The organism is Methylococcus mesophilus (assembly GCF_026247885.1).
In the GTDB taxonomy this organism is placed as follows: Bacteria; Pseudomonadota; Gammaproteobacteria; order Methylococcales; family Methylococcaceae; genus Methylococcus; species Methylococcus mesophilus.
Map to the genome: position 1 here is coordinate 413,638 of NZ_CP110921.1, position 19,312 is coordinate 432,949.

Below are 19,312 nucleotides of genomic sequence, written 5' to 3' on the forward strand. Positions count from 1 at the left end.
AACGCCGACGCCAGGCGGAGAAGCTCGTTCGCGCGCTTCCTATACGATTTTCCCGCCCCAAAGCCTCGAGCCCCTCGCGATCCGTGCCAACAAAGCTCTCCAGTTCGGCCACTACACCCACTTCCGCAGCGTGTCAAACAGCGTGCAAGTTTGACCAGTTGTCAGGGTCGAAAACTGACCAGGGAGAGGGCTGGGTTGCGCTGTATGAAGCGGAAGGAATCGTTGCCTGTCTCGATGATGTCGCAATGGTGAGTGATGCGGTCGAGGAGCGCGGTGGTCATCTTGGCGTCGCCGAACACTTGTCCCCACTCGCCGAAGGAGAGGTTGGTCGTGAGGATGAGAGAGGTCCGCTCATACAGCTGGCTGATGAGGTGGAACAACAAAGCTCCTCCGGCTTCCGGGAAAGGGAGATCGCCGAGGTCGTCGATAATCGCCGCGTCCACCAGAATCAGGTTATGCGCTTCAGCCATGAACTGGCCACTGGCCAGCTGTTCGATCTGGGGCTGTGACACCGGCGACAGTGCCCAGTCGAAATGGGCGAGATCGCTGTGGATGGAAAAGCGCGCGACGTGCATTTGGGAGCACAGGCTGCGGGCTTGGCGGTCCACGGTTTTCGCCTCGATTAAGCGCTGGACCCACATTTCCGGCTCCGGAGGCTGGCGCGGGCGTTCCGCATCCAGCTCCGCAAGTGCCGCCGCCATGCCGTAAAAAGGTGCATGGCCTTGAGGAATGCCGTCATATCAGCCAGCAAGGGCGGCCTCCCGCAGGCGGTCATAGCCTCCGCAATCAGCTTGGGCTCGTGGGTGAGCTTCAAGGCGGTCGGCACCTGGAGCTCGATCGGTGGCCTTACGGGTGCGAGCAGACGGTGCAGGTGATTGAGGACGATCGGGGCTGACACGGCGCCTCTCTCCAAGGTCAGGGCGCAAGCCACTTCGACCGGTTCCGTGCCATGCCTGCGCAAGGCGAGCAACACTTCGACGAAGGCACGGTCGCCCTTGGGTTGTTTCAGCAAGCAATCGTGGACGGCGGCGATAGACGCGGGCAATTACCAATGGCTAAAGGGAACCCCGTTGCGCAAGGCCCCCGGTTTCTTCTCGAGCAAGAGAGGTGGTGCCAAGGATCGAGTACCCAACTGTCACGCGCAAAGCTCCGCGCATGGCGTGCAACCTCACGGGCATAGGCGACGATGACGACCGTATCGGCATATCAGGCCGCCATTCCAACCTGACTTAAACCAACCAGCCTCCACGATTCCCGGGGCGGTTCAGTATCAGGACAAGGTGTACCGCTACTATCGGAGCGCGACAAAAGGGGTAGGCGACACAGGGCCGAAAGGCGGCAAGATCGTCAAGCAAAGCCTCTTGCGTTCCTGGCGCTTCCAGGCCGGCGCGGTGGTGGTGGTAGCGTTACTTGTATCCGGGTTTTCGGCGCGTAAGGCAGCGGACAGCGTGGGCGAAATGAAAAAGCCGAAGCTCGCGGAAATTCCTGCGCCGTCGCCAACGGTCGTCGCTCAAGCCACGCTGATTCCCTAACCGGTTGCGAGAAATCCGGCTCCACCGCCTGAACCAATCGAGTCCGACCGCTGGCGCTTGGCCGGTGCTCACGGCCAGGGCGCGGAGCAGCGTTACCTCATCACGGACGGCAAGCGGTCGCGGCGGGTGTCTGCCTCAAAATGCCACCGGGACGACCTTGAGGACGTCTGCATCGTCCGGGGCGAACTGGTCGCATCCTGGACCGGGCCGGCAAGGAGCGGAGGGCGGTGGCTGCCGAAGGAGTTCGAGCGGGGTTTCGAGTCGGGACGTTCTGACGGGGCCGTATCGGACTCGGAGCGGGTTTCTTCAGTCTCTGCGGTGGGGCTACGCGATCGGGATTAATGTGACAGGTGACAGATTTTGAGTATCTGTCCAGAATTAACGTGTATTCCTGATTCTGATAGAGGACTCCTAGTCGATCGAGGGCTTGCTTGTAATATGCATTTTAGTTAGTTTTTCGAGTTCTGGATTTCTTTCCAGTAGCGCCAATCGAATATCGTCCCATTCGAGATCAATTAAGACTTTGCGAATCGCTATCATATTTTCTAATTCAAACGCGTAGAGATTTCGCGGCATGTCGTTGGAAAATTCAATATATTGATTTCTAGCATCTTCGAATGTTTCCCGTGAAAAATTGACAGATTCGCAAATTAATTCTCGTGTCTTCTGTTGTATCCTACTTAACGACTCGACGTAACTTCGTGCGGCCTCACGGAGATTTACGCGGGTTGGCATTTTCTTCAGTGTTTCCCTTTTAAAACTATTATCAAGGCTGAGAGTGGATTTCTTTGCGTAAAAATCTACAGCAAATTCCTTTGCATTTTCACCGTCATTTTGAATCTTGTATTGTTTGCATATTTGATGAACGGGGGTGGCGCAGTGTTGCGCGTAATTTCTTAGGGCCTCCATAAAGCAGTAGTTAAAGTTCGATTCAAATTCATCGACGAACAGTTGTCTTATATCGGTGCTTTTAATGCAAGTATTGGATATGCAAGATAAAATATGATTAGTAAGCGAGTCGACGTATAAACGGGCCGCAGTCAACAAATTGAGAATCCGAACAGTTATCGCGTTTTTGATCTCAGAAAAGTTAGGGGTTCCTGTATGCTTACGGACAAGGCCAGTGATCGCGAAGTTCGTCGCTTCTTTTTCAAGATCGAGATAATTGGTTATAATTAGCTCGTACTTTTCCTCTATCGCTAGGGCGTGTCTTAAGACGTCACGTGCCTTCTTTAATTTATCAAATCTATCATAATCAATTTCTAACTCTGGAAACCCGCCTAGAGCATTGCTTCCGATGATATATCTTTTCTTGGTGCTCATAATGGTCATTCCCTTTGTAGCTGTAATGCTGTTTTCCTAATTTTATCGACGCGGGGAGGCGGAGTGAAGGGTAAGAAATTTCACGCCAAGCCTGAACGCCTAAGGAGATCTGTGAACGCTCGGCCGCACGGGTTCAGTCGAATCAAAGAGTGTCAGGCAATGGCAGTTACGACGGAAAGACAACCCGACGGAGGACGCTGGCTGAGAACTGAAAGAACGCAACCGGATGCAAAAAATACTTGCCTTATAATTTGTAACCGGTTACGCTAATACCAACTTCAACGCAGTGGGATCACGACCATGAGCATCGACACAAACGACACCGCCACCGTAGATGCCTTTTCCCCAGTGAAACGGGGCCGTGGTCGACCCCGTAGCGCCAATCCCAAAACGCCAGCGCAACGCATGGCCGAAAGCCGTCGGCGTCGGGTTGTGACAGGGGAGGGCGAGCGTCGGCTTGAACTCTGGGTCTCGACTAAAGCCTTTTTTGCGCTCGAGCGCTTGCTTGCTCACTTCCCTGAGGTCGGTAGACAATCCCTGGTCGAAAAGCTGATTCTCGAACACGAAAAGGGTGTGACCGATGCCATGTCGGATGCACATCCCGGCCTCGATACAGCAGCACGTCACGGGAGAAGCAAAAATTCTCCCATCCTCGGAACGGCACATGGTAGCGGTCCCAGAACGGCAAAAGGCGCATGGCCGACACCGGTGGGCCTTTCTCGTCCCAATTCTGAATCGTCCGCTGAGTGACGCCGCACAGGTCGGCGGCGTCCTCAGCCGAAATCATCAGCCTACGCCGCAGCTTGTAGAATTCCGAAGTGGTCTTCCGAGTACGCTTCACGTTTTTCATATTTACAGTACGGACCATTGAGTGTAGCCGTTTAGCGACGCTGCGGCGGATTTTGCGCAAACGATACCGCGCTGCGCATAATGTATATTGCATGGTAGTTCAATGACGAAGCGCACGCTTTTCCTTCCGTGCTGTAAGTTCCTGAAAATACGCTGAAGAACATGAGGCCGGCAGCCGCGCACCGGCTGTAGACCTTTCGCCATAACTCCTGTCTTTTTGCATCCTTTTCCCGCTCCAGGTTGGCCGCTGCGATCACTTCGAGCGGGTCTATTCCGAGAGCGTCGGCGATCCTTACGGCGGTGTAGTCGTCGATGACGTTTTTGCCGTGTTTCCAGTTACTTGCGGCGGATTTGTTTACGCCTAGATATTTCGCCATTGCGTAGTCACTGGGAAGGTTGAGCGCTTGCTTGGCTGCTTCGATGTAATCGTGAGTCGTTTTCATGTGGGCGTCCTCGGTAAGGATTTCTAGATGTTGAGACCCTAAAACGGTTGCGAGGTCTTGACAAGGTTGCAAGGTCGCAACTAAGCTGGTTGTGACCTTGCAACTATAGGCTCTGACCATGCCGCAAACCCCAGCTTTCTATGCTCCCGCCGCTCCGACCCTTGACGCGCTGTCGTCGTTGGTCGGGGGTTCGGTCAACCCTGGCGGGAGCTCCCTTTTCCCGATCATCTCCCGCGCTGACGACAGCAGCGCTTGGCCCGTGCCAGATCGGCGGGCCTTTTTTATTGCTTGGCGCTCGGGGCTTCCTCCGGCGTTTCGTGTCCGCCCCGGCCTGGGTGTTCCTGGGCCGGTTGAGCGTGATCCTTTCGTATCACGCCGCCTGCAGCACGTCCGCGACCGCTTCCAGTTCCTGGTGGATGACCACGCCGACACCCGCGCCGAAGCGGAAGCCGACGCCCAGGCCCAAGCCCGGACGTTCAACCCCGAGGAGGACAGCTGAATGCGCACCGACCACCGCACGCCGCAATGCGAATGCCTCACCCGGCTCGGGGATCGCTGCACCATGCCCGGCACCTGGTTCCGCGAACTCCCGGACGGCCGGGAAGTCCGCATCTGCTCCACGCATGTACGTCTAGCCCGGCGCGTTTTCCGTCTCTTCTTCATTCCCGCGCCTGCTGCCGCCACCGGCACCGGTAACGCCCAGATACCGGGGAGAACCTAACCCATGCTCCCCCAAACCCCCAGGATGCGCCCTCCCTTCGTTTCATCTACCTGCAACTCTTCCCCAGATCGGCGGGTCTTTTTTATTGCTTGGCGCTCGGGGCTTCCTCCGGCGTTTCGTGTCCGCCTCGGCCTGGGTGCTCCTGGGCCGGTTGTATCGGATCAATTCGTATCACTCCGCCTTGTTCTTCCGCTCATCGAAGTCGAGGAAGTCCATGCCTGAGCAATACCGCAAATCCTGGGAGCGTCTCGCGATGGCTGAAGAGGACTTCGAAGGCTTCATCGACCGTCGTCAGTGGTGCGCCCTGATCGGCGGGGTTTCCTTTGCTGTATCCCTGACACTTTCCCTGTTCGTATCGTTCCGGGCCTTAACCGGCGATTTGGGCTGTATCGGATAGGCGAGAAAATGGAGGATCGCCCTGTGCAAGCTAATCCTCGCCTCATCACCTGCGGCCGTTGCGGCTCTCAAGTCTATCCTGGCGTCCGCATGGCCACCCGAATCCGTGAGGACTGGGGTTGGATGCAGCAGCAGCTCTGGCTGTTCGATTTCGCCGTTTGGGACGATGTTCTTATGGCCTACCGGAACCGCTTCATCCGCGCCCAGAACATCGCCCGGAAGGAAGGCAAGCCCGAACACCTTGCCGACGCCATGGGCCGCCGTGCCGCGAACTCCTGGCTCCTCGAGTCCCGCCCCACGCCCGAACTTCCGCGTCAGACACCAGCCATGCTCCCCAACATCGTCATGGCGGAAAGCCGTTACGAAATCGTCGGAAAGGGAGACCTGCCGTGATTGACTGGCTAGCAACCTATCAACCCGCCAGCGAAGCCGAACGGCGCGAAAACGTCTTTTGCGTTCGCTGTGATCTTGCAGCCTCGCGCGTCCAGGTTGACCAGGATGCCCGGATGGAATGCCGCTCCGGCGCTTTCGATCTGGGTTGCCCGGACTGCCCATTGAACAGCATGGACCAGCGAGGGTAACTCCGGTGATCGACTGGCTATCCCTTCATTGCCTGTACGACAACTTCCCGGACCCGCTGCCCGCCGTGAACTATCGGAACATGCTGCCCCAGCTCATGAAGTGGAACCCCGCGACAGGCGAAGTCGAATGGTGCAAGCCCACCATCGAATCGATTCGCTCCGACAGCCATCAAGTCACTGTCGCTGTAGCCGGGGACCGGATCAGCATTTGGGGCTCTCCGGCCCGCTCCATGGGCCTGCGTCACAACGTCTTCGGCAGCGCCGATATTGTTGAATGTGCCCTGGCTCATATCCGCGTCGCCCGCGAGCACCTTCCGTTCGAGCTGCCTGATATCGAGCATTGGTTCCCCAGCCGCATCGACGTTACCCACAATTACGATCTCGGCGGCCCGGTTGAAGTCCGCCAAGCGCTTACCTATTTGCGTCAAGCGGACGGCGGACGTCTCAAGGTGAATTCCAAGTATGCGGAAACCGTGTATTGGAACGAAAACAGCACCATCAACGCCCGCAAAGCCTACGCCAAGGGGAGTCATCTGGAATATCAGCTATCCAAAGGCCAGATTGACATCAGTCAAGAAGAACTCCAATACGCCCACCGGTTACTTCGCCTCGAAAACAAGCGCGGCAATGAATGGTGGCGTAGATTCCGTCAAAGCGGACGGGATTGGAAAACCGTCACGGAACAAGAGCTAAATGCAATACATCGGGAATCCTTCGAATCGGTAATAGGCAAAGACAGCATCGAGGTAACGGAAATGGACAGTATTTTGGAACGGTTGAAAGAACTGAAAGATGAAAAGACCGGTAAGGCGATTTCGGAAGCTCGCGCCCTGGGTGCTTATCGCACCTGGGGTCTTATAAAGATGGTCGGAATGGAGGAAGCGAAAGCAAGTATGTCGGAACGTACGTGGCGTTATCACAAAGCCATGCTTTTCGCTGCCGGCCTATCCTGGTCCGACTTCGCCGCCGGAAACGTCGTCCCATTCCGCCGCAAAACCATTCTCCTCGGCGAACCGGTTACCTCCTTCGAACAGCTCCGCAAAGCGGCCTAAATTCCGTGAATGTGTCAACGCCGCGCATATTCATGTAACGGCAACAGCGGCCATATGGGTATAGGTGAAATATGAAAATCGTGGTGGAAAATACGGCAATTCGATCGCGTTCCGGCATCTCCAGCAAAACCGGCAAACCCTGGGAAATGCACGAACAGTCCGCGCTATTGCGCGGCGAACGTGTCATGGGTGAAATCCGGCTCGATGTCGAAGCCCCGGACAAACCCTATCCGGTCGGTGAATATGAAATTGACTTTGAGCGCTCCATCGGCATCGGTGCCTATGGATCGATCACCTTCCGGCCCGTACTCAAGGCGGTTGAGGCCAAGGCGGCTTCATCCGTATTTCAGAAAACTGGAACGGCGGGGTAAAACTTTTTCAGCATTCCGGGATAGTCCCGGATATTCTCGACGCGAAAGCGTCATACAACCAAAGAGGTGTTATATGTCCAAAGTGAAAAATGTTGTGGTGGCAACCGGTGCGGGTTTGACGGTTGCCGCTGGTAACGCAATGGCGGCTGTCCCGACCGAGGTCACCACGGCGCTTTCTGATGCTCAGACTGATGGCACGAAGGTTGCCGGTTTGGTTCTGGTCGTCATCATCGCCATTGCGGCCTTCAAGTATATTCGGAAGGCGCTTTAATTCGGCGCGGCCCATCACTGCAGGGGTGGGCTGTTTTTTTCTGGGGGTTATCGTGGGTATCCTTTACCGTGGCTATTGTTATGATTCGGCGACTACGGTGGGATCTGTCGTCATGTCTGAGCAGGTTCGGGATGGCAGTTGGCCTTGGTATGTCTCGGGCTTTACGGTCGGTGCAGACTCTACGATTTATTCCTTAACGGTGATTAGTGGTGGCGTACTTCGAACGTCGCAAATCTCCGTTCCTTTGGTGACTTGTTCTCCCGTGGGTCCGGCATCGAATTGGAGCGGACTATCTGTTTTGGATGTGACTCAGGTATCGTGGTTGGTCGTCGCTGTTTTGGTTTCGGCCTGGGCGATCAAATCTATTCGGAGGGCGTTGTGATTGTTTCCGATTTCTACCTTATCGCGTTATTCATCGCTATCGTGGGGGCTGCGTGGATTCTCGTGTCGCCCTGACTTGCCTCGTTTGGGGTTTGATTTTCGTTCTCGCCCCGGCTCGCGCGGAGACTGTTGACTACTACGAACCGGGTGATCCGGGCGCGTCGAATCTTCTCGGACCGACCTCGCTTTGGTCGAAACTGGTGGACGGCCTCACGACCACATGGGAACAGTCAGACACCGGAAGCGTCGCGGTCGATCAGGCTGCGCTCGGGGTGGCCGGTGCTGTGGCCGGTTCGGCTCGGATACTTCAGGCAGTCGATAACGAAGGGTATACGGGTTATGGCCATAAGGTTGCGATTCCATCCGGTGTTGAGGGAATTCCTCCGATTGAGGGCGAATTTCGGCGCTTGGTTGATCATGCGACTCTCGCAAAGACGGCCTTGGCTTTTATGCGCCGTGGTAACCCGGCGCTGCTTTTGGGGGTTAGCGCCTTTGCGGAGTGGCTTGCATCCTCTGATTTCGAATGGGACAGTGTGGAGGAATCGTTGGTTAAAGTGCGTACTACTCCATCCGGTCCGCCGAGTCTGGATAAGGTTTATTTCTGTGATGGTTCGAATATTCCCGTTTCTTCGCATGCAGCCTCTTGTTCTTGTTCGGACGGTCATGTGAACGGTCGTGAGGCTTCTTGGAATGCAGGTATTTGCGAAGACGATGCCGGTCACCAGTGGCAGACGCGTTCGGACACTGCGCGTCCGACCAATTGCCCGTCCGGGTACGGCTGGAATGATGGTACGTCCCGCTGTGACTCGCTTCCGCTTAAGGAAAAGGTACCTGATAGTGTGGCGATTCCGCAGCTGGCTTCTCATCCTTCGTCCCAACCGGAAAATATCCTCAGTACGATTGCGCTGACGGGTACTCTGGGTGAGTTCTATTACGTCCCGAAACCGTTTGGCAAATGGTTGACCGATCCGTTTGGTCAAACCAAGACTCAGGTCAAGGGTAAACCGGTAACGACCGCGAATCCGGATGGTTCGACCAGCACGAAAACCCCGACCGTCGATGTGGAATACCCGAAGGGGCCGGATGGCAAGTCGGACGGGAAGGTTAAGACTAAGCCCGGCACGCAAGTCACGACTTGCACGGCGTCGGGCAGTTGCACGACTACCAACACCGATTATTCCGGCTCGGATGTGGTCCAGTGTGACAAATATCCGGATAGCCTCGGCTGCGCCAAGCTCGGCGATCCTGGCCAGCCGACGCAATTGCAAACCAAAGACAATAAGGACCTGTTCAACCCGGTCGGCCTGGGCGGGGCCGCGGGGTGTCCTGCGCCGCTGTCCGGATCCTTCCTCGGTCAAGCCTTCACGATCTCCTATGATCCCGTGTGCCAGTTCGCCAGTGGTATTCGTTTCGTGGTGCTGGCGATCGCTTGGGTGTCGGCGGGCTGGATATTGTTCGGCACGTTGAAGGGGGCGTGAAATGGGTACGCTCGCTCAACTGTTGATCGGTCTGGCCTCGACCTTGCCGGGTAAAGTGCTCTCGGCTTTAGGTATCGGCTGGCTGACCTTTACCGGGATATCCGCCGCCGCCGATTCGGTCAAGGGAGGGCTGTTGTCCGCCTGGGGTTCGCTTCCGGGAGACATCATGCTGCTGTTCGGCTTGGCCGGCGTCGATCAGGCGTTGGGGATCATCACCGGGGCTTTCGTGGCTAAAGCTGCTGTTTCCGCTCTGCCTAAGCTCGGGAAGCTGGTGTCATGATCACCGTCATCACCGGTTCGCCCGGCGCCGGCAAAACCGCCTTCGTGGTTAATGAGCTGGACAAGCTGCCCGAATCCCGCCCCTTGTTCGTGCATGCCGTGCCCGATCTCCAGGTTCCGCACGAAGCGATCTATTGCAAGTCCTCGCTGTGCTCGCATTGCAGTGAAGCCGACAAGCCGGAAGGGGCGCTTTGCGTCGAGGACTGGCCGAGCTGGGCGCCGATCGGGGCGATCCTCTTCATCGACGAGGTGCAACGGGTGTGGCGGCCGCGGGCGTCCGGCTCGGCGGTGCCGGAGTCGGTCGCAGCGCTGGAAACCCATCGTCATCGGGGCGTGGACTTTTTCTTGGTGTCGCAGGGGCCGCATCTGTTCGATGGCAACGTCCGCAAGCTGGTCAGCCGTCATGTGCATCTGGTGGCCAAGTGGGCCGGGCGGATTAGCTACGAATGGCCGGAGTGCAAGCAAAACACCGACATGGTGGGTGATGCTGTAAAGCGGCCTTACAAGCTGCCTAAGCAAGTCTTCGGAAAATACAAGTCTGCGGAAGTCCACACCAAACAGAACCACGCGAAGCCTCTGGCTTTTTATGCGTTGCTGGCAATGATCCCGGTCGGGGGATTCTTGGGTTACAAGGTCTATGCCCGCATTCAGGCGGCGATACATCCTGAGGAAATCAAGCCAACGGCTCCCGCCGCGGTCCCGGCTTCTCCGGCTTTGTCCGCTGTTCTTGCCGTTCCTGTTGCCGCGCCTGGTTCCCCGGTTCATGATTTTAAGCCGCGGGTGGAAGGCAGGCCGGAGACCGCGCCCGCTTATGATGGGCTTTACCGGGTGTCTCGGTCGCCCATCGTTATGGGTTGTGTTGGCACACCGGATTATTGCCGGTGTTTCACTGTCAAGGCGACGCGTGCCGAAGTCTCCGAGCCTTGGTGCCGTGCTTTCTTGCGCCGTGAGGTCTTCTATCCGTTCGAGGAAACGCGCATTCCGGTGCCGGCTGCGCCTGTTGCGGCGTCGGCGTCGCCTCCGGCCTTGGCGTCTTCGAGCGTGTCGTCGGTTTCGCCCGACCAGCAATAACGGACGGGTGGACGGGGCCGCGTAGCGGCCCCGGACGCCCGAACGTATTGCGTGTCGGTCGTTGAGTTTTCAGCGATGATAAGCTTAGGCCGGCCAATCACTCTGGCCAGAAATCTGGGTTTAAGACTTCGGATTCCTCCCACTCGCAAGAAGCTGGGAACGTGTCTTCGAGGAGTGCGGTTTCGTCGGCTGCCAGTTCTACCGCTTCAGGGTATGCGTTCTCCAATTCGCTTTTCACGAAGCGTTTTAGGCTCGGGCTTTCTTTCAAGAGCCTGTCGATATCTCGTCTCTGTACTCGAATTGTTCCTTTCCAGCTCGACGATCTTTGATCGGGTTGGTACTTCCATTTCAGCAAATGCGCTATTAGCACTCGGAAGCGTCGATAAAGTTCTCTCTTGTAGTTCGCCACTTCTGCTTCCAGTTCCTCGAGTAAGTGTGCCTGGTCGACCAGCGCCAGCCGGCCGGATCGGATCAGCTCGGCCTGTTGCGTCAGCCAAGCCGCATGATCCGTGTCATACAGATTTGCGCTCATTACGTTTCTCCGGAGATTTTTGGGTTTTGGCAGGGGAGGGTAGCGCCATCAACAATTCCAGCTTACCACGGAGTTCGGCGGCGGCCTCGATGGCCTTCCGGGCGTCATCGCTTGCTGTCTTCTCTCGCTCCTTGTAGAACTCGATCTCCCGCGCCGCCTGTTCCAGTCGGGCTTGTGCGGCCTGCTCTCCGACACGGGCGGCTTGGCATTCCCGCTCGGCTTTTTCCCGCTTGGCGGTTTCTTCCTGTTGCAGGTCCGCATGACTCTTAGCTTGCTCGTCCATCCGTGCCGCGTGCTCCTTCACGCTGTCGAGTTCTTCCCTCAGATCCGCGATAACGCCTTCCAGCCTCGCATTTTCCTCGGCCAGCTCGTCCCGCTCACGCCGAACCTCGGCCAGCTCTGCCTCGAGGTCGTTCTTTGCCTGTTGGACTTGGATACGAATCTCCGTGAGCAATGCCGCTTGCAATCCGCTGGGCAGCGTCAGTTCTGTCGGCGTTGTGGCGGGCGTACGTCCATCCTTCCACGCCTTCAAATGCGCCTGGATCGTCCCTAGGCTGCCCACGCCCAGCCGTTCACGTATCCCGCGTAAGGTCGGTGTCCCGCCTTCGGCTGCGATCTTCTCCGCGACGGCTGCGACCGTCTCAAAGCCTACGCCCTGCCGACCTGGTTTCTTCAGTTCGATCACGTTCATGGCAATGTCCTCGAGCTCTGGCGGGTGTCGGCCTATCCGTCACCCTTGATATATAGCATAGCAGATACGATATGATATGCCAAGGACAATACGATATGAAATGTTATGATATGTAATGATCCTATATCATTGAGATGATATGAGTGATATGGTATCGGCGCTACGAAACCGCGACGAAGGGCAGGGCACTGACCAGGTCGTCGGCCTCCTGACCGTCTCCGCCCCTGGTCCTTGCCGGCCCGCTGCCGCCCTGACGCGTCATCCGCCCGTTTCGGTCAATCCCAAGCCTATCCGCGCCTAAGCGGACGCTCTTAAATCACCTTGCCGGTCAACGAACGTCGCCCCGGCCGCGTTCCCGGACAGCTCGACGGCATACAGATAACTGACGGTGCAAGGCGCGGAGCGCCACCGACGTGCAGGAATCGAAGCAATGGGATCTGAGCGTAGCGAAGCCGGGAAGGCGATCCGCACGCCTCGGCAGTGACGAAAGCCCTCGGCCTTATCGCTCTCGCTCTTGCTCTGGCTTGTATCCCAATCATGCCGGCAGGAAGCCGGCACCGAGTTCAATCTAAGGCGCAGGGATTGCGCGGCCAACTCGAGCTTTTCGGGAAGTTCGCTCTTGGCTCTTCGAGGGGTTCGCGGTTGCCCTTCGAGCAGCTGCTTTTGCCCTTCCGCTCTTCGGAAAGTTATCCACAGGGGGTCAGAAGTGGGGGTAATAACCCCCACTTCCGGCAATGGTTGCCGGTTTGACCATTTTTTATACAGCTGAGGCAGTGAAGATGAAGTGCCGTTTCATCTTTGGAGCTGGTTGTCAATCCGCCCCACTAAGTGCCATGGGTGGCCGTGACCGATGGGAAAGAAGGGCGGGCACGGGGTGTCTGTACAAAATGAGGTACGCGGATCGCTTAGGCTTGCTCCTGGTCCGATAGCGGCCTGAACTCAATCCTGAATGGTCGCAGATACTGCCGGACCGGTTGCAGCCAATGCGCCAGGATCGCCCAGCCATCTGAGAGCCAGAACCGGACCGGATGCCGCGCCCGCAAGTCCTTTTCCATCTCCAGTCGCCTGAGCCGTTCTAACCGCTCTCGGTTGTGGATCAGGTATTCCGGCGTGAACCGCTCTCGGCCACGGTACAGCAGCACATCACGCGAAAAGCTAAAGTTCTCCCAGCCCCGGAACGGTACATGGTAGCGGTCCCAGAACGGCAAAAGGCGCATGGCCGAAACCGGTGCGCCTTTCTCGTCCCAATTCTGGATCGTCCGCTGAGTCACGCCGCATAGATTGGCGGCGTCCTCAGCCGAAATCATCAGTCTACGCCGCAGCTTGTAGAACTCCGAAGTGGTCTTCCGAGTACGCTTCACGTTTTTCATATGTCCTCCGTTTTACAGTACGGATGAATGAGTGTAGCCGTTTAGCGACGCGGCGGCGGATCGTCCTGGAAAGTCGTCCCAAAGTGCGCATAATTGATATTATGTTAAATCATAGATACGAACGATTTGACGGCTCCTGAAGGGAACCGGCCCCTGCTTTGCCTAATCAAAAGACGGCCACTTTCACCAAGGGGCTAATCTATTGACTCAGAAGATGCCTAGGAGCCAGCCGTAAGACTGCCGACCGCAGACACCGGCTTCGACAAGAACAAGTTCCCGACGACCTGCGAATGGTCCGAGCATGAAATCATGGATGAAGATTTCTGGCCGGAGTGATTCGCCGGCCCTCGCTTATCCTCGCTGAAAACTCAACGACAGACACGCAATACGTTCGGGCGTCCGTGGCCGCTGCGCGGCCCCTTCCACCCGTCCGTTATTGCTGATCCTGCGGATCCGACGAAGCGCTCTAAGACGCCGAAACAGGCGAAGACAGTACCGCATCACGCGTTTCCTCGAATGGATTGAAAACCTCACGACGCAAGAAAGCGCGGCACCAAGACTCTGAGATTTCGGCACGTACGGTATAACACCGGCGACAATCCGAGTGCCAACCCTTTCCATGACGCTCGGCGATCGACGAACCCGCATAACGGCTATCGTATGGCGGGCCAGTCTCCCGCCTGTCCTCAATCCTTGGAACGCCGCATCGAATCAGCTCGTCGGCATTCGGGAAATTTTCCGGAAGAAAGTCGGTTCGTTAAAAAACGCCATCCCTGGCACAGCCATGAGTCACTACCGATGGACACTTCAGCGTGGCGTCCACAATGAGCGACGGCTGAAGCATATCATGCGTAATAGTTATAGCGATATAGCGTAAGCGGCCTGGATCAATTCCTTTTCGGCAATACGCCATTTCCATATTTCTTCAGCCACAGCGCAATCTCTCCGTTCGACGCCGTCACCGGGCTCCTTGCCATTCAGTTAACCCATGTTATGATATTGATTTATTTTATAAGATCGAATTCTTTATAGAATAAAAGCAGAGGCTGCTTCACTGAGCGGTTGCTGCTTTCCATTGAACATCCCACTGACCTAAGGTGAACAAGCGGCGACCTCAGCCGGCTAGGATCGAAATTGGGATTCTGTTATATTTCTTTAGCCATAACGTGTTGGCGACGTCCTGCTTGGGCCGGCCGACGGCATAGGGCGTCGTCCAGTGGGCGGGGACAAGCTGCCAAAGCGGCCAGCAACGATTCGAATCCCTCGACAACAACCAATTCGTAAACGACCCGAGAGAGGTGTGCAATGCCAACAAACCAAGCGTCGAGATCCGGCCTTCTTACAGTCCTCGTTCTTGCTTTTTCCGTACTTGCAACAAGTGGCGCGCATGCCGCTGCCTGCCAGGGAGGGGCATCGACGGCAGTCAGGCTCAAAGGCGCCGTGAAAAATCCTGCCAGCTACACCCTGGACGACCTACGCAATTTCAAGCTTGACCCTGCAAAGGACTACCAGCCGACCACCGTGACGGTTACCTTCAACACGTCCAAAGGCCCCGTCACCGCCACCTATACCGGCGTGCCTCTGATCGATCTGCTTACGGTCGCGAATGTGAAGGTCGATAAGAACCAGAAGAACGACATCCTGCGCAAGTACGTAGTCGCGAAGGCTACTGACTGCTATGAGGTTGTCGTCGCACTCGGCGAAATTTTGGCCAATTTCGAGGCGAAGCAGGTACTGGTCGCCTACCAGGACGGCGATGGACAGCTCTTGCCGGAAAGCGACGGAATGGCCCGGCTGGTGATGCCAGGCGACAAAGCCGGTGGCCGTAGCGTATTCCACCTGTCCCAACTGATCGTCCGCTCGGCGCCAAAATAGCAATCCGGACATCACGGCGGAGAAAATCGATCGAATGAACGGATTCTCCGCCGTTTCCACCGGATCTCGACCAGGGCATGACGGTAGATGTTATGAAAAAGATCGCGCGCTATTTTGCCATACAGGCCGGAGTGTTTTTGACGACGAGTGTTCTGCTTCCGATGACCGGAACGGCTGCAGCCCTCCGGAGTTCAGCGAACCCTTCCGGCGTATCGGCCACTTTCGGCGTTTCCGGTGATATCGACCGGCGTAATGATTTTTTCAATGAATTCGGCGGCAACGGCCGTACTTGTCTGAGCTGCCACCGGCCAGATGAAGGCTGGAGCATTACTCCGCAAGGTATGCGGAAGCGCTTCGACAGAACCGATGGAACCGATTCGACCTTCCGGACCAATGACGGCTCGAACTCGCCGCACGCCGACGTCTCCAACGTCGATGCCCGGCGGCTTGCCTACGGCATGCTCTTGAACAAAGGACTGATCCGGATCGGCTTGCCGATTCCGGCGATGGCCGAATTTACTCTGACGGAAGCCGACGATCCCTACGGTTTTGTTTCAAAGGATACGGCGAATCCGGAGCTGTCGCTGTTCCGGAGGCCACTCCCGACCGTCAACCTCAAGTTTACATCGTCCGTGATGTGGGACGGGCGCGAAAGTCCGGTCACCCTTTCCATCCGGGAAGGGCTTAGCAACCAGACAAATTCGGCCAACACTCAGCACGCGCAGGGGGCGGAACTCACAGCGGCGCAGCGGCAAGGCATCGTCGATTTCGAACTGTCCCTCTTCGCCAGCCAGATCAACGTGAGAGATTCGGTCACATCGATTTCGCTGGGCAAGGCAGCGAGCCCGAAGACCCTGGCCGAACAACGATTCAGCCTCGGCATCAATCCGCCTTATTTGGCCGGCCGTTCCAACCCCGCGTTTGACAACCACGTGTTCAAGCTGTTTGACAGATGGGGCGGACGGCCCGACCGCAGCGGTTCCGACCGCCGGGCGGCCATCTCCCGTGGCCAGCAGATATTCAACACCCGCACCTTCGTCATCAAAGGCGTGGCAGGGCTCAACGACTCGGCACTGTTCGGAAAACCGGAACAACTGACCGCCACCTGCGGCACCTGCCATAACACGCCCAATGTGGGCAACTCGTCCCTTCCGCTGTTCATGAATACCGGCGTGAGCGATGTGGACCGTCGGACCGGCGATTTGCCGCTTTATACCTTGACGAGCAAGGCAACCGGTGAATCCGTCCAGACCACCGATCCGGGCCGCGCCCTGGTCACGGGCCGCTGGGAAGACATCGGCTGCTTCAAAGTCCCCGCCTTGCGCGGACTGGCGGCGCGACCGCCGTATTTTCATAACGGCAGCCGCAGCGACATTCCCGATGTGGTAGATTTTTACGAATCCCGATTCGGCCTGGGCCTCAACAACAGGGAGCGTCTGGACCTGATAAGTTTTTTGCGTGCCCTTTGACGAATCCAATGGCCTATACAGTGAGCGCCTTCCTATGAATACTCTGCCGACCTCCGCCACCGAAGAGCAGATCGCTGAACTGGTCAGGCGTTTTTATGAGCGGGCTCTCGCCGACGATAGCCTGCGACCCGTCTTCGACGCCGCCGTAACGGACTGGGAAACGCATCATCGTGTGGTCCAGGATTTCTGGTCGCGGACTCTGCTGGACACGAACAGGTACCGCGGGCATCCTTACTCTATCCACGCGCAGCTTCCGTTGCGGCCGGAGCATTTCGACGTGTGGCTGGAACTGTTCCGCGAAACGGCGCGGGAGGTGCTTCCGCCTGATGCCGCCGGCAAAGCCATTTCGCGCGCCGAGCACATGGCCGAGAGTTTCAAGGCGGGTATGTTCAGTTTTCCGCGGTACGAAGGCCCGAAGCTGTGGAAGTCGGCACTGTGAAACCGCGGCCGGCTGCCGATGCCGAATCCCGTTTCCTGCTTTATCACCTCCATCCACTCAGCTCGCGCCTGCTGTTCGTGCGCCACGCCACAGGCAGCGTGCTGACCCCGCGTCCCCTGCCCTTTCTGTCCAGCCCCGTCGAAGACGCGGGCTCCGATCCGACACTGGATCCTGTCCTGCAATTGCGCCTGGGCATGCAAATCCATGCCGGGCTGGGTTTCGAGCCCGGCACGCTGTTGGTCGAACGGGGATTTCTGCGCCGCGCGGAAATCCCAAGGGCATTGGTGGACATTTATCTGGCGAAATTCAGCGCCCTGGACGCGCCGCACGACGAAGTACGAGCCAAGGGCGGCGAGTTTCACCCCATCACGGAGCTTCAAGGCTGCCATCCGGTGGAAATGGCCATGCTCCGCTGGGCTTACGAATTCCTGCTCGGCGGCTGAGCCCATCCGCAAATGCCACGGGGAACGCCGGCTGTCCCCGTGGCTTGCAGGCATCAACGGATGATGTCGAAGCTGTAGTCGGTCTTCGAGGGAACGCTGCTGTTTCGGTCAATCTCGCTGAATATCTTGTCCAGGATCGACACCAGTACGTTCAGACCGCCCTCGTAGCCCCACAGGGGGAAACGGTGGTGATGATGGCGGTCGAAGATCGGAAACCCGATGCGGATCAAGGGCGTTCCGGTGTCGCGTTCGAGGTACTTGCCGTAGGTGTTGCCGATGAGGAAATCGACGGGCTCGGTGAACAGCAGCGAGCGCATGTGCCACAGATCCTTGCCCGGATAAACCTTGCAGTTCTTGCCGAATGGCGAAGCATCGAACAGTGTCTGTACTTTCTCCGCCCATCCCTTGCTTCCGTTGGTCGACAGCACATGTACCGGCTCCGCACCCAACTCCAGGAGAAATGCAGCCAAGCCTAGGCACAGATCCGGATCGCCATAGATCGCGAATTTCTGGCCGAAGACATGGGCGCTCGAATCGGCGATTGCATCCAACAATTGGCCGCGCTCGCGCTCCAGCGCGCGGGGAATCGGCTTGCCGGTGATTTGGGACACCTCCATCAGGAACCGGTCGGTCGCACCGACGCCGACGGGATGATTCAACGCCACCACTTCCTGCCCATGTCCGGCGATGAACGGCAGCGTCTTTTCGGTACAGAATTCTTGCATGGAGATGGTGGCCTTGGCGTGCAGCGAGTTGGCCGCCTGCTCCAGGGTGGTGCCACCGTCGTACATGCGGAAAGTGCCGTCGGTCGGGGTATCGAACACGTCGCTGGCGTCGCCCAGGAGGGTGTATTCCACTCCCATCAGCCCGAGCATCCGCTTAATCTCGCGCAGGTTGCCGACGGTGTAGCCGTCGAATCCGCCGATGATGTTGATCGAATCGTTGGGCTTACGCTCGATCGGCGGTACGGTTCCGGCCTTGCCGTCCCAGAAGTGCTCGAGTACGCCCCGCATCGCGTTGTCGTAGCCGGTGACATGGCTGCCGACAAAAGCCGGCGTATGGGCAAACGGCACGTCGAACTCGGCCGGAAGGCTGCCTTTCTCCTTCGAGGTCTTGATGAAGGCGTTGAGATCGTCGCCGATGACTTCGGCCATGCAGGTGGTCGAGACGGCGATCATTTTCGGCTGGTACATGTTGTAGGCATTGGCCAGGCCGTCGATCATGTTGTTCAAGCCGCCGAACACCGCCGCGTCTTCCGTCATCGACGAAGACACGCAGGATGCCGGCTCCTTGAAATGGCGGCTCAGATGGCTGCGGTAATAGGCGACGCAGCCTTGCGAGCCGTGAACGAAGGGCAGTGTGGATTCGAACCCCAGGGCGCAGAAGACCGCCCCGAGGGGCTGGCAGGCCTTGGCGGGGTTGATGACCAAGGCTTCACGGGCGAAGTTCTTGTCCTTGTAATCCTCGGTCTTGGTCCAATCCCGGATTTCCTCCACTTTGTCGGCGGGCTGGGCGTTTTCGAATTCTTTTCTCTTGTTCTCGAACATCCCCTGGTATTCCGGATGACGGAACAGATTGAAATGGTCGATGACGTGTTCAGCGTTTTGGGGCATCGTCGGCTCCAATGATGGGTGATTTGAAAGAAGCGGAATTCCCCGCCGAAGAGCCGGGATATTTCCAGGTTGTTTACAAGGTTATTAGGGCGAATGAGGTCCTGGATTCGGACACGGAAGACGGGCGGCATC

At 57.4% G+C, this 19,312-nt stretch carries 24 protein-coding genes; 14 read left to right on the forward strand and 10 right to left on the reverse strand.

Going from position 1 to position 19,312, the window contains the following annotated elements:
• Nucleotides 1-161 precede the first annotated feature (161 nt).
• Together OOT43_RS01995 and OOT43_RS02000 are read right to left on the reverse strand one after the other, a co-directional pair.
• Nucleotides 162-701 (reverse strand): ATP-binding protein, encoded by a 540-nt coding sequence (locus OOT43_RS01995; protein ID WP_317134035.1) that lies wholly within the window; start codon nt 699-701, stop codon nt 162-164.
• Entirely contained in the window at nt 623-1,012 is a 390-nt protein-coding gene (locus OOT43_RS02000) for a hypothetical protein (RefSeq protein ID WP_266023000.1), read from the reverse strand. Before OOT43_RS02000 ends, OOT43_RS01995 begins: the two co-directional genes overlap by 79 nt.
• A 268-nt stretch (nt 1,013-1,280) precedes the next feature.
• On the opposite strand from OOT43_RS02000, the gene OOT43_RS02005 reads away from it, so the two are divergent.
• The gene (locus OOT43_RS02005; protein WP_266023001.1) at nt 1,281-1,532 is read left to right on the forward strand and encodes a hypothetical protein; all 252 of its coding nucleotides are present in this window, start codon (nt 1,281-1,283) and stop codon (nt 1,530-1,532) included.
• A 411-nt stretch (nt 1,533-1,943) separates the two neighbouring features.
• Here OOT43_RS02005 and OOT43_RS02010 read toward each other — a convergent pair whose 3' ends face one another.
• From OOT43_RS02010 to OOT43_RS02025, 4 genes are all read right to left on the reverse strand, one after another.
• Nucleotides 1,944-2,855, reverse strand: a complete 912-nt coding sequence (locus OOT43_RS02010) for a hypothetical protein (RefSeq protein ID WP_266023002.1) — start codon at nt 2,853-2,855, stop codon at nt 1,944-1,946.
• A gap of 261 nt (nt 2,856-3,116) precedes the next feature.
• Nucleotides 3,117-3,455 carry a hypothetical protein gene (locus tag OOT43_RS02015; RefSeq protein WP_266023003.1) on the reverse strand — a complete coding sequence of 113 codons (339 nt, stop codon included), beginning with the start codon at nt 3,453-3,455 and terminating at the stop codon, nt 3,117-3,119.
• 281 nt (nt 3,456-3,736) lie between these two features.
• A complete protein-coding gene (locus tag OOT43_RS02020) occupies nt 3,737-4,147 on the reverse strand; it encodes a helix-turn-helix domain-containing protein (RefSeq protein ID WP_266023004.1) in 411 nt (136 codons plus the stop codon).
• Nucleotides 4,148-4,517: 370 nt separating this feature from the next.
• Entirely contained in the window at nt 4,518-4,772 is a 255-nt protein-coding gene (locus tag OOT43_RS02025) for a hypothetical protein (protein ID WP_266023005.1), read from the reverse strand.
• A 310-nt stretch (nt 4,773-5,082) separates the two neighbouring features.
• On the opposite strand from OOT43_RS02025, the gene OOT43_RS02030 reads away from it, so the two are divergent.
• From OOT43_RS02030 to OOT43_RS02070, 9 genes are all read left to right on the forward strand, one after another.
• Complete coding sequence (locus tag OOT43_RS02030; RefSeq protein ID WP_266023006.1) at nt 5,083-5,265, forward strand: hypothetical protein; 183 nt, start codon at nt 5,083-5,085, stop codon at nt 5,263-5,265.
• Between the two features lie 89 nt (nt 5,266-5,354).
• Nucleotides 5,355-5,657, forward strand: coding sequence for a hypothetical protein (locus OOT43_RS02035; protein WP_266023007.1), 303 nt, complete (start codon nt 5,355-5,357; stop codon nt 5,655-5,657).
• Nucleotides 5,654-5,845 (forward strand): hypothetical protein, encoded by a 192-nt coding sequence (locus OOT43_RS02040; protein ID WP_266023008.1) that lies wholly within the window; start codon nt 5,654-5,656, stop codon nt 5,843-5,845. The genes OOT43_RS02035 and OOT43_RS02040 overlap by 4 nt, the downstream gene beginning before the upstream one ends.
• A 5-nt stretch (nt 5,846-5,850) precedes the next feature.
• A complete protein-coding gene (locus OOT43_RS02045) occupies nt 5,851-6,897 on the forward strand; it encodes a phage/plasmid replication protein, II/X family (protein WP_266023009.1) in 1,047 nt (348 codons plus the stop codon).
• A 71-nt stretch (nt 6,898-6,968) separates the two neighbouring features.
• The gene (locus OOT43_RS02050; protein ID WP_266023010.1) at nt 6,969-7,268 is read left to right on the forward strand and encodes a single-stranded DNA-binding protein; all 300 of its coding nucleotides are present in this window, start codon (nt 6,969-6,971) and stop codon (nt 7,266-7,268) included.
• 73 nt (nt 7,269-7,341) lie between these two features.
• On the forward strand, nt 7,342-7,539 hold the full coding sequence (locus OOT43_RS02055; RefSeq protein WP_266023011.1) for a major capsid protein: 198 nt from the start codon (nt 7,342-7,344) through the stop codon (nt 7,537-7,539).
• Between the two features lie 434 nt (nt 7,540-7,973).
• Nucleotides 7,974-9,398 carry a virulence factor TspB C-terminal domain-related protein gene (locus OOT43_RS02060; protein WP_266023012.1) on the forward strand — a complete coding sequence of 475 codons (1,425 nt, stop codon included), beginning with the start codon at nt 7,974-7,976 and terminating at the stop codon, nt 9,396-9,398.
• Nucleotide 9,399: 1 nt separating this feature from the next.
• Nucleotides 9,400-9,678 carry a DUF2523 domain-containing protein gene (locus tag OOT43_RS02065; RefSeq protein ID WP_266023013.1) on the forward strand — a complete coding sequence of 93 codons (279 nt, stop codon included), beginning with the start codon at nt 9,400-9,402 and terminating at the stop codon, nt 9,676-9,678.
• Nucleotides 9,675-10,748 (forward strand): zonular occludens toxin domain-containing protein, encoded by a 1,074-nt coding sequence (locus tag OOT43_RS02070; protein WP_266023014.1) that lies wholly within the window; start codon nt 9,675-9,677, stop codon nt 10,746-10,748. The genes OOT43_RS02065 and OOT43_RS02070 overlap by 4 nt, the downstream gene beginning before the upstream one ends.
• Before the next feature lie 97 nt (nt 10,749-10,845).
• Here the strand turns inward: OOT43_RS02070 and OOT43_RS02075 are convergent, their stop codons facing one another.
• From OOT43_RS02075 to OOT43_RS02085, 3 genes are all read right to left on the reverse strand, one after another.
• Nucleotides 10,846-11,280 (reverse strand): DUF29 domain-containing protein, encoded by a 435-nt coding sequence (locus OOT43_RS02075; RefSeq protein WP_266023015.1) that lies wholly within the window; start codon nt 11,278-11,280, stop codon nt 10,846-10,848.
• Nucleotides 11,261-11,971, reverse strand: a complete 711-nt coding sequence (locus tag OOT43_RS02080; protein WP_266023016.1) for a DNA-binding protein — start codon at nt 11,969-11,971, stop codon at nt 11,261-11,263. Before OOT43_RS02080 ends, OOT43_RS02075 begins: the two co-directional genes overlap by 20 nt.
• Nucleotides 11,972-12,876: 905 nt before the next feature.
• The gene (locus OOT43_RS02085) at nt 12,877-13,341 is read right to left on the reverse strand and encodes a helix-turn-helix domain-containing protein (RefSeq protein ID WP_266023018.1); all 465 of its coding nucleotides are present in this window, start codon (nt 13,339-13,341) and stop codon (nt 12,877-12,879) included.
• Nucleotides 13,342-14,646: 1,305 nt separating this feature from the next.
• Here OOT43_RS02085 and OOT43_RS02090 point away from each other — a divergent pair.
• The 4 genes from OOT43_RS02090 to OOT43_RS02105 all read left to right on the forward strand — a co-directional run bounded on the left by OOT43_RS02090 (nt 14,647) and on the right by OOT43_RS02105 (nt 17,567).
• Nucleotides 14,647-15,216 carry a molybdopterin-dependent oxidoreductase gene (locus OOT43_RS02090; protein WP_266023019.1) on the forward strand — a complete coding sequence of 190 codons (570 nt, stop codon included), beginning with the start codon at nt 14,647-14,649 and terminating at the stop codon, nt 15,214-15,216.
• 341 nt (nt 15,217-15,557) lie between these two features.
• Entirely contained in the window at nt 15,558-16,685 is a 1,128-nt protein-coding gene (locus tag OOT43_RS02095) for a hypothetical protein (protein ID WP_266023020.1), read from the forward strand.
• 34 nt (nt 16,686-16,719) lie between these two features.
• Nucleotides 16,720-17,124 (forward strand): group III truncated hemoglobin, encoded by a 405-nt coding sequence (locus tag OOT43_RS02100; RefSeq protein WP_266023021.1) that lies wholly within the window; start codon nt 16,720-16,722, stop codon nt 17,122-17,124.
• A complete protein-coding gene (locus tag OOT43_RS02105; protein WP_266023023.1) occupies nt 17,121-17,567 on the forward strand; it encodes a hypothetical protein in 447 nt (148 codons plus the stop codon). The genes OOT43_RS02100 and OOT43_RS02105 overlap by 4 nt, the downstream gene beginning before the upstream one ends.
• Nucleotides 17,568-17,620: 53 nt before the next feature.
• Here the strand turns inward: OOT43_RS02105 and nifK are convergent, their stop codons facing one another.
• Nucleotides 17,621-19,180, reverse strand: coding sequence for a nitrogenase molybdenum-iron protein subunit beta (gene nifK / locus OOT43_RS02110; protein WP_266023024.1), 1,560 nt, complete (start codon nt 19,178-19,180; stop codon nt 17,621-17,623).
• Between the last annotated feature and the right edge of the window lie 132 nt (nt 19,181-19,312).

Coding starts and splice junctions, on each gene's coding strand:
- OOT43_RS02070 (WP_266023014.1), top strand. CDS start 9,675: ATGATCACCGTCATCACCGGTTCGCCCGGCGCCGGCAAAACCGCCTTC.
- OOT43_RS02020 (WP_266023004.1), bottom strand. CDS start 4,147: ATGAAAACGACTCACGATTACATCGAAGCAGCCAAGCAAGCGCTCAAC.
- OOT43_RS02025 (WP_266023005.1), bottom strand. CDS start 4,772: ATGCGTGGAGCAGATGCGGACTTCCCGGCCGTCCGGGAGTTCGCGGAA.
- OOT43_RS02030 (WP_266023006.1), top strand. CDS start 5,083: ATGCCTGAGCAATACCGCAAATCCTGGGAGCGTCTCGCGATGGCTGAA.
- OOT43_RS02075 (WP_266023015.1), bottom strand. CDS start 11,280: ATGAGCGCAAATCTGTATGACACGGATCATGCGGCTTGGCTGACGCAA.
- OOT43_RS02055 (WP_266023011.1), top strand. CDS start 7,342: ATGTCCAAAGTGAAAAATGTTGTGGTGGCAACCGGTGCGGGTTTGACG.
- OOT43_RS02015 (WP_266023003.1), bottom strand. CDS start 3,455: ATGTGCATCCGACATGGCATCGGTCACACCCTTTTCGTGTTCGAGAAT.
- OOT43_RS02095 (WP_266023020.1), top strand. CDS start 15,558: ATGCGGAAGCGCTTCGACAGAACCGATGGAACCGATTCGACCTTCCGG.
- OOT43_RS02085 (WP_266023018.1), bottom strand. CDS start 13,341: ATGAAAAACGTGAAGCGTACTCGGAAGACCACTTCGGAGTTCTACAAG.
- OOT43_RS02035 (WP_266023007.1), top strand. CDS start 5,355: ATGGCCACCCGAATCCGTGAGGACTGGGGTTGGATGCAGCAGCAGCTC.
- OOT43_RS02100 (WP_266023021.1), top strand. CDS start 16,720: ATGAATACTCTGCCGACCTCCGCCACCGAAGAGCAGATCGCTGAACTG.
- nifK (WP_266023024.1), bottom strand. CDS start 19,180: ATGCCCCAAAACGCTGAACACGTCATCGACCATTTCAATCTGTTCCGT.
- OOT43_RS01995 (WP_317134035.1), bottom strand. CDS start 701: ATGGCGGCGGCACTTGCGGAGCTGGATGCGGAACGCCCGCGCCAGCCT.
- OOT43_RS02080 (WP_266023016.1), bottom strand. CDS start 11,971: ATGAACGTGATCGAACTGAAGAAACCAGGTCGGCAGGGCGTAGGCTTT.
- OOT43_RS02010 (WP_266023002.1), bottom strand. CDS start 2,855: ATGAGCACCAAGAAAAGATATATCATCGGAAGCAATGCTCTAGGCGGG.
- OOT43_RS02050 (WP_266023010.1), top strand. CDS start 6,969: ATGAAAATCGTGGTGGAAAATACGGCAATTCGATCGCGTTCCGGCATC.
- OOT43_RS02065 (WP_266023013.1), top strand. CDS start 9,400: ATGGGTACGCTCGCTCAACTGTTGATCGGTCTGGCCTCGACCTTGCCG.
- OOT43_RS02090 (WP_266023019.1), top strand. CDS start 14,647: ATGCCAACAAACCAAGCGTCGAGATCCGGCCTTCTTACAGTCCTCGTT.